The sequence below is a fragment of the Pseudomonas salicis genome (assembly GCF_057128705.1).
Genome location: NZ_JBSKHU010000002.1, coordinates 233,670 through 247,904, shown reverse-complemented (window position 1 = coordinate 247,904; position 14,235 = coordinate 233,670). Strand labels below are relative to the sequence as shown.

Sequence of the window (14,235 nt, the reverse complement as noted above, 5' to 3'; positions counted from 1 at the left end):
TCAATCCAGCCCAGCAGAATCCGACGCCTCACTATTATTGCGGGCGCATTCGATGGAGCTGGAAAGGATTCAATACTACGGCCGTTTCAACATCCGGTTTCAGGCGACGCGCGTTGTCGTCATGCCAGAGGACGTGCGTAAGCTCCGGTCCCTGCAGCTCTGTGACCTTGTCCAGATCAACTGGAAAATCCATGACGTGCTGGTCGAGCTCTACGACCGAATGCTCGCCCAGAAACGCCCGTGCGAAATGATCATCGCGGTGTCTGATCCGCTGACACGAACCCAAGCGGGACAAATCAACGACACCAATGATTCATGGGCCTTGGTAGCCGCGGCGGTCGGTCGCCTGGTATTTCCGGCAAAGTCGTCCGGCCCAAGAAATGCCGCCGGCGTCGCGACCGGATTTGGCGTCAGGTCGGCACTGGGAACGCGCCATGCGGGCGACGTCCTCATCGACATTCAAGCATGGGTGAACGGAGGCATCGGGCCGCAGCATTCAGCCAAATCAATGCTGATCGAAGCCCAAGGTGGAGTCTCGATCCGATGACTGACCCGATGCTTTTCGGGGTTTGCATGACAATCCAATACCTATTGGTCTTCAAGCTCAGACCGCGAGTTCTAAGAAAGTCGGTCGGGCTGGCATTGTCAGGTGTTGGCGTAGCAGCGTTTTTTCGGGCGCCAATCTTTGACGATGCTCCGTTCATCATGGTGCTCACACTGATGACATCGGGAATCGGGTTGCTGTTTGGCCGCGATCACAGCGAAAGAGAAGAGGGACAATCTTGATGCTCTTCCTCTTCGGTCTTTTTCTCACATGCACCAGTTGGTACCTGTTCAACCGCAAAATTAGGCAGCGACAACAGCGCAAATATGTTGGCCTTGCTCTCATCATGGCAGGTGCAAGCGCGACCTTCATGCCCGACAGTCAGGTCGACGATTTTTTTATCTGGGGGGGTGTTGTCGCGTGGTGTATAGGGCTGGAGCTGTTCTTCAACTGTGACAAATACAGGGATTACTATGGTTAGTCTTGACGCTTGGTACCATGCGATCCGTTAGCGATGTTGACCGGTGCCTGATGAGGTAAGTCATCATCTTGACGAAACAACATAGGTCAAGGCTCCGGGACAAGCCGCTTGACCTTGTCATAGAGAGCATCGGTGAACGCCTGTTTATCGCTGGAGTGATGGCATCGACGATGGCAGTTCGGACAGAGCGCAACCGCGTTGCTCGGGCGGTCAGAGCCTTGATGTGCCAGGTGCTTGACGTGATGAACTTCGAGGAATGGGGTTTCATTGACTTGAAAAGGGGCAGGCTGGCCACAGCCTTCACAAATGCCTTTAGCTTGCTGGCGTACCCAAGCTCTGACTTCAGGATCCCGAATGTACGCTTTGCCCGTAGAGGGTGATTGTTGTGGCTTTTCAATGCCCTTCGGCGGCGTCTTCAACGGATGCTTTTCCAGCTTCAAAGCCCGTTGTTCGAGTATCGCCTCGTCCGCTGTAGGTTCGAAGTCTTCAGGAGACGCCACATGGCTGTATGCGCCGAGAGCTTCGCGAATGCTGCGGATAACATTCGCGCCGACGTTTTTCGCGGGCTTGTAACCGATAATGCGTTCTTGGTTCATCTCTGCCAGAACGGTCGAGATGTTTTGCATACGAAACTCGACCGATCCCTTCGTACGACCCGCTAACGGCCCTTCACGTAACACGCGATTCTCGAGAGCTTTGTTGATCTTGAGGCCCTTCTTTTCGCGTTCCAGCATGTCGAGGTAGGCATCGACCGCGGCCTGAATTTCCTGCTCACTCCAATCGCTGTTGGTCTTGTCGATGTCCATAATCGTCGCCACGGGTTGAAAACCCCTGAACGATACTGAGTGGCTACCATCGCTGTCTAGGAAATTTCCTACGTGTGGTTGCGGCTATTCTGCAGGCATGAATCGTTCGCACGCCCCTTATGCAACTGCTAGGAGTGCCAGTACCTGCGTTGAACGTGCTCACCCAGATTGATACACTTTCGTTCACAGGTTTTCGGGGATGTACTGGGGCGTTCGCGCGTAAACCCTTCGCTATATATAGTTCCATCAATTATGAAATTCTATAGTTGCGCGGCAATTCCGGGTAACGAGCATTGATCAGGTTTGGAAGAATTTATTACTTTCGAGCTCTTCAGCTGGATTTATTGGAATGCGCTAATCGTTTTGGGCTTTTCACTTGGCACTGTTTTGGTGATTTAGGTAGATGAATACGATGTCCGATGTAGATTAAGCTATTCCCATTAGATAGCGGAATAGCTTATTGAGTAAGTGTTAGATGGAAGGAGGGCTTAAATTTTTTATAGTTTTTTTCTCGGGCTGAGCAATGGCTTCGCTGCCTATTCTTTGAGGTGCCGTACTAATACTGATGTTGTTAATTTCCACTCTCGAGCTATTTGCTAGAAATTTCTCCAGCTGTCTGGATATGGTCAATGTGGATTTCTTTAGGTTTTCATCTAAGTCACTGGTATCAAATCCGTTGTTTCTCAGGGTTTCTCTAATGTTAAGTAGCTTTTCAACAATTTCCGTCGAATTTCGTAACGAGAGGTCAGCGTTGGATTCGAAAGTTGAGAATAAATGGTTAGTGCCGTTTGTGATTACTGTGGTTAGGAGTGCGATAACTAAGGGGTTTGCAGAAATTTTTGCGAAATAGCTGCCGGATTCGATTTTGTTTATCTGAACTCCGGCTTGGTTTGAACTCATATCTACAATATTACAGCATTCTTCGATCAGCGCATTCAACGCAGATGTTCGAATTGAGAATACTTCAAGTGAAATATTTTCGGCGAAGTAGATTGTTATGCTTGAATGTTCGAGATCGGCTGAATATAAATCTTTGGCAATTGTTTCTAATAGGGTTGGCTTGTAAAGGGTTAATTCTAAAAACGCATTGCTAAAATCTGCAGCGCATTTTGCAAGTTCTACAGAAGTTTCGACGCTGTGGATGTTTAGCTGGTCATCTATAGCATCTGTTAAGGCAAGAATTTTTTCATGTATTTTGTAAGTTATAGGAAGATCAATTTTTTCAAGCGCCTGGCTGATTCTGTGAGCGGCTCTTGTAACGGTGCTGAATTTTTGTAGCCGCAGCGATGCTTGAACATCGGCAACTATTTGTTGCCGGGCTTGCGGTTGTTTTTGTAGAAGCGCATTAAGATCGCCAAGCACTAACAGATTTAACTGCGTGCGTTCAATATGGTTGTAGTTTTTTGTCAAGCTATCAATTACGTTGAGGAATTGACTTTCCTCTTGCACGCTTTGGTAGGCTAATTCAAGGTTAGTGATTAGTTTTTCTGTAGTCATATATTAGCTTAGAGCCGCCTCGCCGAAGCGAGGCTATCTACGAAATAGGTCTTAGGTTTAATCAATCCCAGCTCAACGCCCCACCCGTCTGATACTCAATCACCCGAGTCTCAAAGAAGTTCTTCTCTTTCTTCAAGTCCATGATCTCGCTCATCCAAGGGAACGGGTTGGTCGTCCCTGGATACTCTTCCTTCAACCCAATCTGCGACAAACGACGGTTAGCGATGAACTTCAGGTAGTCTTCCATCATCGCCGCATTCATACCCAGCACCCCACGAGGCATGGTATCCCGCGCGTATTCGATTTCCAGCTGAGTACCTTGCAGGATCATTTGCGAGGCTTCTTCCTTCAGTTCGGCGTCCCACAGGTGTGGGTTTTCGATTTTGATCTGGTTGATCACGTCGATGCCGAAGTTCAGGTGCATGGACTCGTCGCGCAGGATGTATTGGAACTGTTCTGCGACGCCGGTCATTTTGTTGCGGCGGCCCATGGAGAGGATTTGGGTGAAGCCGCAGTAGAAGAAGATGCCTTCCAGAACGCAGTAGTAGGCGATCAGGTTGCGCAGCAGTTCTTTATCGGTCTCGACGGTGCCGGTGTTGAATTCCGGGTCGGAGATGGCGCGGGTGTATTTGAGGCCCCAGGCGGCTTTTTTCGCGACTGACGGGATCTCGTGGTACATGTTGAAGATCTCGCCTTCGTCCATGCCCAGGGATTCGATGCAGTACTGGTAGGCGTGGGTGTGGATCGCTTCCTCGAAAGCCTGGCGCAGGATGTACTGGCGGCATTCAGGGTTGGTGATGAGGCGATACACGGCCAGCGCGAGGTTGTTGGCAACCAGGGAGTCGGCGGTGGAGAAGAAGCCGAGGTTGCGCATGACGATGCGGCGTTCGTCGTCGGTCAGGCCTTCCGGGTTACGCCATACGGCGATGTCGGCGGTCATGTTGACTTCTTGCGGCATCCAGTGGTTTGCGCAGCCATCGAGGTACTTCTGCCAGGCCCAGTCGTACTTGAAAGGCACGAGTTGGTTGAGGTCGGCGCGGCAGTTGATCATGCGCTTTTCGTCGACAGCAACGCGGGCGGCGGAGCCTTCGAGTTCGGCCAGACCTTCGGCGATGTCGAGTTTGTCCAGCGCGGCTTTGGCGCGGGCGATGGCAGCGGAGTCGTTGGCACTGACGGCGCGTGCGTCGCGAGCGGCAGCACCACCGGCGCTGTCGAGTTTGTCCATGGCAGCTTCCGAAGCGTGGCCAGCGTTGGCGCCTTTGGCGGGTTCAGCGGCGTCTTCTTTGTCGAATTCGTCCCAGCTCAGCATGACGATGAGTCTCCTGCGTGAGGGTCAGTGGTAATGACTGACCGGGTGGATCTTGAGTGTTGGTTGCGTATCAGGCGTTGCACGCAAAGAACATGAATAGGTGAGGGTGGCCCTCGGTGTTTCTTCTTTTGAGTGTCGATTCGGGAATCGCCGGTGCATGGACTGGCGTATTCGCGAGCAAGCTCACTCCTACAGGTGTGCGGTGTAGGGCCGTTTGCAGTGGTCCGGTTTGCGGGTGGTGGCGGTTTTGAAGACGCTGCCGCCGGCGAGCCGGACTGCTACATGTGTTGTGTCAGCGACTCCAGGGTGTCTGGTTCGCGGGCAAGCGCGCTCCTACAGAAGGAGCGCGATTTGCCTTACTGGCAAGCCTCGCAATCCGGCTCATCAATCGCACAGGCCTTTGGCACGGGCGCTGGGCCGGCGGCCGGGGCTGCTTCGGCTGGACGTGGGGCGGTGATCGCCGAGTCGTCCGGGCCGTGGCCGCCGCTGGAAACGGCGTTCAGCTTGCCGGTGTTGATGGTCGATTTCTCGGTGCTGGTCGCAGCCAGGGCACGGAGGTAGTAGGTGGTTTTCAGACCGCGGTACCAGGCCATGCGGTAGGTCACGTCCAGCTTCTTGCCCGATGCGCCAGCGATGTACAGGTTCAGGGACTGAGCCTGGTCGATCCACTTCTGACGACGGCTTGCCGCGTCGACGATCCACTTGGTGTCCACTTCGAAGGCGGTCGCGTAGAGGTCTTTGAGCTCTTGCGGGATGCGCTCGATCTGCTGAACCGAACCGTCGTAGTACTTGAGGTCGTTGATCATGACCGAGTCCCACAGGTCACGGGCTTTCAGGTCGCGAACCAGGTACGGGTTGATCACGGTGAATTCGCCCGACAGGTTCGATTTCACGTACAGGTTCTGGTAGGTCGGTTCGATCGACTGCGAAACGCCAGTGATGTTGGCGATGGTCGCGGTCGGTGCGATGGCCATGATGTTCGAGTTACGGATGCCTTTCTGAACGCGGGCACGGACGGGCGCCCAGTCCAGGGTTTCATTCAGGTCGACGTCAATGTACTTCTGGCCACGGGCTTCGATCAGGATCTGTTGCGAATCCAGCGGCAGCACACCTTTGGACCACAGGGAACCCTGGAACGTCTCGTAGGCACCGCGCTCGTCCGCCAGATCGCAGGAAGCCTGGATCGCGTAGTAGCTGACGGCTTCCATGGAGCGGTCGGCGAATTCGACGGCAGCGTCCGAACCGTAAGCGATGTGCTGCAGGTACAGCGCGTCCTGGAAGCCCATGATGCCCAGGCCGACCGGACGGTGGCGCAGGTTCGAGTTACGGGCTTGCGGCACGGAGTAGTAGTTGATGTCGATCACGTTATCGAGCATGCGAACGGCAACGTCGATGGTGCGCTTGAGCTTGTCGCTGTCCAGCTTGCCGTTGACGATGTGGTTCGGCAGGTTGATCGAGCCCAGGTTGCAGACCGCGATCTCATCCTTGTTGGTGTTCAGGGTGATCTCGGTGCACAGGTTCGAGCTGTGGACCACGCCGACGTGCTGCTGTGGCGAACGCAGGTTGCACGGGTCCTTGAAGGTCAGCCATGGGTGGCCGGTTTCGAACAGCATGGACAGCATTTTGCGCCACAGGTCTTTGGCCTGGATGGTCTTGAACAGCTTGACCTTGCCTGGGTACTCGGTCAGCGCTTCGTAGTACTCGTAGCGCTCTTCGAAGGCTTTACCGGTCAGGTCGTGCAGGTCCGGGACTTCGGAAGGCGAGAACAGGGTCCATTTGCCGTCGTCGAAGACGCGTTTCATGAACAGGTCAGGAATCCAGTTGGCGGTGTTCATGTCGTGGGTACGGCGACGATCATCACCGGTGTTCTTGCGCAGTTCGATGAACTCTTCGATGTCCATGTGCCAGGTTTCCAGGTAGGCACAGACAGCGCCCTTGCGCTTGCCACCCTGGTTCACGGCCACAGCGGTGTCGTTCACGACTTTCAGGAACGGCACGACGCCTTGGGATTTGCCGTTGGTGCCCTTGATGTACGAGCCCAGCGCACGAACCGGGGTCCAGTCGTTGCCCAGACCGCCTGCGAATTTGGACAGCATGGCGTTGTCGTGGATGGCGTGGTAAATGCCCGACAGGTCATCCGGAACAGTGGTCAGGTAGCAGCTCGACAGCTGTGGACGCAGGGTACCGGCGTTGAACAGGGTCGGGGTCGACGCCATGTAGTCGAAGGACGACAGCAGGTTGTAGAACTCGATGGCGCGGTCTTCACGGGCTTTCTCTTCGATCGCCAGGCCCATGGCCACGCGCATGAAGAAAATCTGCGGCAGTTCGAAACGCACGCCATCCTTGTGGATGAAGTAACGGTCGTACAGGGTTTGCAGGCCCAGGTAGGTGAATTGCTGGTCGCGCTCGTGGTTGATCGCCTTGCCCAGTTTCTCCAGGTCGAATTCGGCCAGCACAGGGTTCAGCAGTTCGAACTCGATACCTTTCGCGACGTAAGCCGGCAGGGCCTTGGCGTACAGGTCGATCATTTCGTGGTGAGTGGCGCTTTCGGCGACGCCCAGGAAGCCCAGGCCTTCGGCACGCAGGGTGTCCATCAGCAGGCGGGCGGTCACGAACGAGTAGTTCGGCTCACGTTCGACGAGGGTACGCGCGGTCATCACCAGCGCGGTGTTGACGTCGGTCAGCGCCACGCCGTCGTAGAGGTTTTTCAGGGTCTCGTTCTGGATCAGGTTGGCATCGACTTCAGCCAGGCCTTCGCACGCTTCGGTGACGATGGTGTTCAGACGGCCCATGTCCAGTGGCACCAGGCTGCCGTCTTTGGCAGTGATGCGGATCGAGGGGTGCGCCTGAACCGGGGCATCGCCGCCACGACCAGCGCGCTCTTTGGAGCGGTCGTTACGGTAGATCACGTAGTCGCGAGCCACTTTTTGCTCGCCAGCGCGCATCAGCGCCAGTTCTACCTGATCCTGGATTTCTTCGATGTGGATGGTGCCGCCCGAAGGCATGCGACGTTTGAAGGTCGCGGTGACTTGTTCGGTCAGACGGGCAACGGTGTCGTGGATACGCGAAGACGCGGCGGCGGTGCCACCTTCAACTGCGAGGAACGCTTTGGTGATGGCAACGGTGATCTTGTCATCGGTGTACGCAACGACAGTGCCGTTACGCTTGATCACACGCAGCTGACCCGGTGCGGTCGCGGACAGGTCCTGCTGGGTCGCACCTGTCTGCGGCGCGATGGCGGGCGAGTTCTCGCGAGTTGTGTCTGTTTGCATGGGTGTCTCCACGTTCTCTAATGTTTATTGGGCATGAATCACATGCCCACCGTTCCGTCTTGAAGCAGTTGACCGACAAACGTCGACCCAATGACTTCATAACGAATGGGAAGGCTGAAGGAGCGCCGACCCTGGCTTTGAAGTCCGAAAAGGGTGCGGCTCTACGGCTCGTCACCCGGAAAATCTGAAGCAGAATGCTGGTTTAATGTTGCAACACTTGTACCGAAACGCGCAGATCATGAAGCCTGGTGTCTGCCATTCGCGTGTGAGCGGTCAGGCGGTGAAACGGGGATAATTCAACCCATTGGGCGCGAGAAAAATGCTTGAAATCTCTCGGTCACTTGTGTTTGGTTTTTTCAGTGAAACCCTACATGTAGGGTCTCGATCAGCGACGGGGTACAAGATAATGCGTTTCGGACACTAATTGCAACGCATCCTAGACACATGACCTGTGGATAAAGCTGTGTGTAATTTGTGTGGGATATGGGGAAATCCCGCGTAGGCCGCGTAGCCACTGGGATGGGCTGCCGATCACCGTTTTTTCGCGAGTAAAAAGAATTTTACGGGTTGTGCGTGAGTGCAAATTCTGTCTCGGGCGTCGGGGTGAACAGGGATGCGTTGAGGGTGGTTTTGCATGTCGCGTGTCATGTTGAGAAACAGGGCGATGCACCTCTCATTCATCAGTGGAGTTCATCCTGTGGGAGCGAATTCATTCGCGAAAAATCGTTCAGACCACAGAGATGTATCGTCTGCCCCATCGATTCGCGAATAAATTCGCTCCCACAGGTGCCCACCGCGCTCTATGATTTGTCGCCACGCGAGACCAACGGATCTTCTATTAATAAGAACAACCCCAGGAGACACGGAACGTGCAGCAAGAACCCTGGCAGGTGCTGATCGTTGAGGATGACCTTAGGCTGGCCGAACTGACCCGCGATTACCTTGAGAACAATGGCCTGCAAGTGAGCCTGGAGGGCGATGGCGCGCGGGCGGCGAGGCGCATTGTCGAGGAGCAGCCGGATCTGGTGATTCTCGACCTCATGCTTCCCGGCGAAGACGGCTTGAGCATTTGCCGCAAGGTGCGCGCCGACTACGACGGGCCGATCCTCATGCTGACGGCCCGGACCGACGACAGCGATCAGGTGTTGGGGCTGGACATGGGCGCCGATGATTTCGTCTGCAAACCCGTGCACCCCCGTGTGTTGCTGGCGCGCATTCATGCGCTGTTGCGGCGCAGTGACACGCCTGACACCCCTGCGCAAGAATCACGGCGGCTGACCTTCGGTCCTTTGGTCGTGGACAACGCCCTGCGCGAAGCCTCGCTAAACGGCACCGGCATCGAGCTGACCAGCGCCGAGTTCGATCTGTTGTGGCTACTGGTGAGCAACGCCGGGCGCATTTTATCCCGCGAGGAAATCTTCACCGCCCTGCGCGGCGTCGGTTATGACGGGCAGGACCGCTCCATCGACGTGCGCATCTCCAAAATCCGCCCCAGAATCGGTGACGACCCCATTCACCCACGGCTGATCAAAACCGTGCGCAACAAGGGTTACCTGTTCGTGCCGGAAGCGGCGAAAGAAATGAGCGTCTTCGCCCGGGCCGAGCGATGAATTCGATCTTCCTGCGAATCTACGGCGGCATGCTCGGCGTGTTGGTGCTGGTCGCGCTGCTCGGCGTACTGACGCTGCACCTGGCCAACAAGGTGCGCAGCGAGCAATACCGCGAACAACTGGCCCACGGCACGTTTGCCCTGATGGGGGACAACCTCAAGGCGATGGACGGCATTGAACGCACCCGCGCCTTGGCGGTGTGGGAACGTTTGCTGGGCATTCCCCTTGAACTGGAAACCGCCGAACAGGCGCATCTGGACGGCGGGGCGCGCAATCGTTTGAGCCGCGGTCAAGTGGTGGTTGAACAGACTGGCCCCCATGCCGCCCGTGTGTTTCGCGAAGTCGAACCCAGCGCACCCGGTAAACCCGGCAGTGCTCTGCTGTTGACCGGCGAGGTGCAGCAGATCAGCGAGCAACTGGCCCGTGCGACGATTTTTCTGCTGCTCGATGAATTGGTGCGTTTCCCCGTCGATGAGCAGCCGGTGCGCCTGGAAACCCTGCGCGTGAGCAAGGGCTTCGGCTTCGACATGCACCTGATCAAGCTGGAAAAAGCCGACGTGGACGATGACCAGCGGCGGCGCATTGACGAAGGCGACACAGTCATGGCGCTGGGCAAGGGCGGCGATTCGATCCGCGTCCTGTCCGGCGTCGGCGAAACCCCGTGGGTGCTGGAAATTGGCCCGCTGTACCAGATGAATCCCTATCCGCCCGAGCTGCTGGTGCTGATCGCATTCCTTGGGCTGTGTCTGATCGGTTTGGTGGTGTATCTGTTGGTGCGTCGGCTAGAGCGTCGTCTTCGAGGGCTGGAAGCGGCGGCCACGCAGATCGCCCAGGGCAGCCTGGAAACCCGCGTGCCGGAAACCGGCGCCGACTCGGTGGGGCGGCTGGCCTCGGCGTTCAACGGTATGGCCGAGCATTTGCAGCGTTCATTGACCATTCAGCGCGAACTGGTGCGTGCCGTGTCTCACGAGCTGCGCACGCCGGTGGCGCGCCTGCGTTTCGGCCTGGAGATGATCAGCGATGCCAGCACCCCGGAGGCGCGGCACAAGTACATGGTCGGGATGGACAACGACATTCAGGACCTCGACAAACTGGTGGACGAGATGTTGACCTATGCGCGGCTGGAGCAGGGTTCGCCGACCCTGAGTTTTCAGCGTGTCGACCTCGACGCCTTGATTGATCAGGTCATCACCGAACTGGCGCCGCTGCGCGCCAATGTGCGGGTGTCGCGTGGGATTTGTGTTTCCGTCAACGAAGACGCCTTGGAAGGCGATGAAGCCTGGGTCGAGGCCGAACCGCGCTATCTGCACCGGGCCTTGCAGAATCTGGTGAGCAACGCGATGCGTCACGCTGAGTCCGAGGTACGTATCGGCTTTCAATTGAGCCAGGCGCGTTGCCGCATCGACGTTGAAGACGACGGCCCCGGTGTCCCGGAAACCGCATGGGAGCGGATTTTTACGCCGTTCATGCGCCTGGACGATAGCCGGACGAGGGCGTCGGGTGGTCATGGGTTGGGGCTGTCGATCGTGCGGCGCATCGTGCATTGGCACGGCGGACGGGCGTTGATCGGTCGCAGTCAGGCGTTGGGCGGCGCGTGTTTCAGCCTGACCTGGCCCCGTCAGCAGGGGGATGTGTGACGCAGGACATCTTTGAAGGGCCTTTCGCAGGATTCGGCGAAACGTGGGTTCAGGACGATGCCCGCCCTGTGATTCCGCTGCCGGAGTTGTTGTGCGACGAGGTGCTGGATCGGCTGCTGATGCAGGTCTACGGCCCGGAACTGATGCCCGAGAAGCTGCCGGTGCTGGTGTCGCAGTGGTTCAAGTTCTACGCCATGCAGTTGATCCCTCCCGTGGTAGTGGCGAGTCTGGTGAAGGGGATGAGCTGGTCATTGGCGCTGGATGATCTGGCGTTTGCCCTGCATGAGCGGGGTTTTCTCGACGGGGTTCGATTTGAAGGGGAGGCGTTTCAGGCGTCGGATTCCATAGATCCCTTCGAGCAATTCGCGCCGCTGCTGGACAACCTGCAACAGGTGATCGAGCGGTTAAATGCCTATGGCAGCCTTGCACCGGCGGTGTTGTGGAGCAGTGCCGGGGATTATCTGGAGACGTGCCTGCGGCAACTGGCGCACGTCGATGCTGCGGCTGCCGAGGTCGGTCATGGCTTGCTGAATCGGCGGTTTCGGCCAGATGGGACGCGCAATCCACTGTTCAAGACCATTACCTATAAAGAAGGGGCCGAAGGGCAATCGATTCGGCAGCGACGCAGTTGTTGTTTGAGTTACCGGGTGGAATGGGTGGGGCGGTGTGAGCATTGTCCGTTGCAAGGGCGACCAGACGCAGCGGGTTGACCTGTGGGAGCGAATTCATTCGCGAAAGATCGCTCAGATCACCTCTCAGTGTCGCTAGATCCACCGCTTCGCGAATAAATTCGCTCCCACAGGGGGATTTACATCCGCCGGGATACCACGGGGTCAATTGGCAATCGCCACCAGACTCAACAACTGCCCCCCCTCCACGCTGAACTGCGCGTCGAGTTCCTTGCCGCTGTGCCACTCCTCCGACAACTCAATCTTCAATCTCAGCCTGGCCGTGCCCGTTTCCGTCCAGCCCAACAATTCAGCGTCTTCGAAATAGAAGCGCTTGAGCACGAGGGGGTAGAGCGCCTTGAACAGCGCTTCCTTGAGGGAGAAGGTCAAGGTCACATGCAGCGCGATCTGGTGTTCGGGGCCTGCGGCCATGCGTTGCAGTTCGTCGGCGGTGAGGATTTCCCCGGCGAGTCTTGAGGCCCGCTCGGTGGTCATCAACTGTTCGACGTCCATGCCCAGCCCGCGCCAGTCTCGCTTGTTCGCGACGACGGCGGCGGCCCATCCGGTGCTGTGGGTGATCGAGCCGCACAGGTCGTTTGGCCAGATCGGGGCGCGATCTTCGCCAATCAAGGGCACGTGTTGACGGCCGTCAAGCCGGTGCATCGCTTCCCGTGCGCAGAGGCGTCCCGCGAGAAATTCGGTCTGACGTTTGGCGACCGAGCGTTGAATGTTGGCGGGTGGTTCGATCAAGCAGCGCTGGAAGTCGCCGTCGACGAGCTTTTGCGGGTCGAATGGGGTGCTGACCAAAACCACGTTGGCCAATGGAAATGGAAGCGGCCAGTGGGCGGTGAGGGTGGGGCAGCAGTCAGGGAGGCTTGGCGTCATGGGCGGCATTGTGCCGTGGGATCGTTTGGTTGTCATGGGAACTGGGCATTGAGCCCAATGGCAAAGATCAGCCTGTGGGAATGAGCTTGGTAACGAACACGATATTCCAGTTGCCCCAAATCACTGACTGCACTGGCGCTTTCGCGAGCAAGCTCACTCCCACAGGGACGAGAATCAATCCGAATCTCAGATCGGCTTACAACGTCGAATTCTTCGCAAATTGCTCTTTCAGGAACGCCTTCATGTCAGCCCACGAGCTCATGTCGGCGGTCTGGTTGTAGCCGATGTCCGGACCGCCATGGTCGCCGTGGCTCAGCTTGTCGGCGTCGGGGTTAGTGAAGCCGTGTTTGGCGCCGTCGATGCCGACGAATTTGTAGTCAGCCTTGGCGGCGTCCATTTCCTTCTTGAAGTCCGCGACGTTCTGCGGGGTGACCATGGTGTCGCCATTGCCGTGTTCAATCAGCATCGGCGTTTTGGTCACGCCTTCCTTGGCTGGGCTTTTGGTGGTCAGCGCGCCATGGAAACTGACGACGGCGGCCAAGGGTTCCCCACGACGTGCCGCGTCCAGCACCACGCCACCGCCGAAGCAGTAGCCGATCGCAGCGATTTTCTGCGGGTTGGTTTCAGGCTGCTTCTTCAACTGCTCAAGGCCCGCGTCGAAGCGCTTGGCCGAAGCGCCAGCGTCTGCGGTGGCGGCTTGCATGAAGGCCATGGCGTCTTTCGGGTGTTCGGTGTTCTTGCCTTCGCCGTACATGTCGATGGCCATGGCGCTGTAGCCCAATACGGCCAGATCGCGGGCGCGACGCTTGGCGTAATCGTTCAGGCCCCACCATTCATGCACCACCACGATGCCCGGACGCGGACCCTTGATCGCGTCGTCGTAAGCGTAATAGCCCACCAACTTCGTGCCGTCGGCGGCCTGATAGTCGAGGGTGCGGGTTTTCACTTCGGCCTGGGCCAGTCCAGCCAGGCACATGAGCGTGAGGGCCATCAGTAAACGCATGGAACGCATGTCTCTCTCCTTTTCGGGGGTGTCCCCTTTTAGAGGGCTTGATCTTGAGGGCTTCGCCTGGCGTTGAGCCTAGACGATTGTGCCGTACAGGTTCCGACCCCGTGCGGTACATATGTGTTCAGCCGAGGTTCAGAACGTGTTCAGGAGGGGTTCAGCGCTGGCTGCGTATTCTCGGCCCCGTACCCACCAAGGCGCCTGGCGCCCGAGGACCTGCACATGCCGACGATGAACAAGCTCTTTCTGGCGCTGGCGTTTCTGGGTGGCAGCGCTGCCGCACACGCCACTGAAGGCCGAGCCGACGTTTCCCGTGCCGACGCGGCGAGAAACAGCAAGAAACTGAGCGGGATAATGATGCCGAGCGCGGCTAAACTGTCCGACGCCGCACCGGCGATGAGCGGGGCCTACGCGTCGCAGTCGGCCAGCTTGACTCAGAGGCCGGACAATTATTTGCCCGTTCATCACCGGTTGTAAGCCGTCAGCGTTCAAGGATCATCAAGCGAGAGGTATGAATGTG

12 protein-coding genes are annotated in these 14,235 nt (G+C 57.3%); 6 read left to right on the top strand and 6 right to left on the bottom strand.

What is annotated here, in order from left to right; all coding sequences use genetic code 11:
- Window positions 1–52 precede the first annotated feature (52 nt).
- A complete protein-coding gene (locus ACWKWE_RS07170) occupies window positions 53–547 on the top strand; it encodes a hypothetical protein (RefSeq protein ID WP_483850109.1) in 495 nt (164 codons plus the stop codon).
- Window positions 544–786 carry a hypothetical protein gene (locus ACWKWE_RS07165; protein WP_483850108.1) on the top strand — a complete coding sequence of 81 codons (243 nt, stop codon included), beginning with the start codon at window positions 544–546 and terminating at the stop codon, window positions 784–786. Before ACWKWE_RS07170 ends, ACWKWE_RS07165 begins: the two co-directional genes overlap by 4 nt.
- A gap of 325 nt (window positions 787–1,111) precedes the next feature.
- Here ACWKWE_RS07165 and ACWKWE_RS07160 read toward each other — a convergent pair whose 3' ends face one another.
- From ACWKWE_RS07160 to ACWKWE_RS07145, 4 genes are all read right to left on the bottom strand, one after another.
- On the bottom strand, window positions 1,112–1,831 hold the full coding sequence (locus tag ACWKWE_RS07160) for an HNH endonuclease (protein ID WP_483850107.1): 720 nt from the start codon (window positions 1,829–1,831) through the stop codon (window positions 1,112–1,114).
- 471 nt (window positions 1,832–2,302) lie between these two features.
- Window positions 2,303–3,328: a hypothetical protein gene (locus ACWKWE_RS07155; protein ID WP_483850106.1), complete on the bottom strand. Its 1,026-nt coding sequence runs from the start codon at window positions 3,326–3,328 to the stop codon at window positions 2,303–2,305.
- A gap of 61 nt (window positions 3,329–3,389) precedes the next feature.
- A complete protein-coding gene (locus ACWKWE_RS07150; RefSeq protein WP_341962976.1) occupies window positions 3,390–4,637 on the bottom strand; it encodes a ribonucleotide-diphosphate reductase subunit beta in 1,248 nt (415 codons plus the stop codon).
- 356 nt (window positions 4,638–4,993) lie between these two features.
- The gene (locus tag ACWKWE_RS07145) at window positions 4,994–7,909 is read right to left on the bottom strand and encodes a ribonucleoside-diphosphate reductase subunit alpha (RefSeq protein ID WP_483850105.1); all 2,916 of its coding nucleotides are present in this window, start codon (window positions 7,907–7,909) and stop codon (window positions 4,994–4,996) included.
- A gap of 869 nt (window positions 7,910–8,778) precedes the next feature.
- Between ACWKWE_RS07145 and ACWKWE_RS07140 the strand changes: the two genes are divergently transcribed.
- Genes ACWKWE_RS07140 through fhuF form a run of 3 tightly spaced genes read left to right on the top strand, consistent with a single transcriptional unit; the run spans window position 8,779 to window position 11,866 of the window.
- Window positions 8,779–9,519, top strand: a complete 741-nt coding sequence (locus ACWKWE_RS07140) for a response regulator (protein WP_166597636.1) — start codon at window positions 8,779–8,781, stop codon at window positions 9,517–9,519.
- On the top strand, window positions 9,516–11,156 hold the full coding sequence (locus ACWKWE_RS07135; protein ID WP_483850104.1) for an ATP-binding protein: 1,641 nt from the start codon (window positions 9,516–9,518) through the stop codon (window positions 11,154–11,156). The genes ACWKWE_RS07140 and ACWKWE_RS07135 overlap by 4 nt, the downstream gene beginning before the upstream one ends.
- Window positions 11,114–11,866, top strand: coding sequence for a siderophore-iron reductase FhuF (fhuF, locus tag ACWKWE_RS07130; RefSeq protein ID WP_483850103.1), 753 nt, complete (start codon window positions 11,114–11,116; stop codon window positions 11,864–11,866). The genes ACWKWE_RS07135 and fhuF overlap by 43 nt, the downstream gene beginning before the upstream one ends.
- A 123-nt stretch (window positions 11,867–11,989) precedes the next feature.
- On the opposite strand, the gene ACWKWE_RS07125 is transcribed toward fhuF, so the two are convergent.
- Both ACWKWE_RS07125 and ACWKWE_RS07120 read right to left on the bottom strand, forming a co-directional pair.
- On the bottom strand, window positions 11,990–12,709 hold the full coding sequence (locus ACWKWE_RS07125; RefSeq protein ID WP_483850465.1) for a 4'-phosphopantetheinyl transferase family protein: 720 nt from the start codon (window positions 12,707–12,709) through the stop codon (window positions 11,990–11,992).
- Between the two features lie 196 nt (window positions 12,710–12,905).
- Window positions 12,906–13,712, bottom strand: a complete 807-nt coding sequence (locus tag ACWKWE_RS07120; protein ID WP_166597655.1) for a dienelactone hydrolase family protein — start codon at window positions 13,710–13,712, stop codon at window positions 12,906–12,908.
- 225 nt (window positions 13,713–13,937) lie between these two features.
- Here ACWKWE_RS07120 and ACWKWE_RS07115 point away from each other — a divergent pair, with 225 nt between their 5' ends.
- Complete coding sequence (locus ACWKWE_RS07115) at window positions 13,938–14,192, top strand: hypothetical protein (protein WP_483850102.1); 255 nt, start codon at window positions 13,938–13,940, stop codon at window positions 14,190–14,192.
- Window positions 14,193–14,235 lie beyond the last annotated feature (43 nt).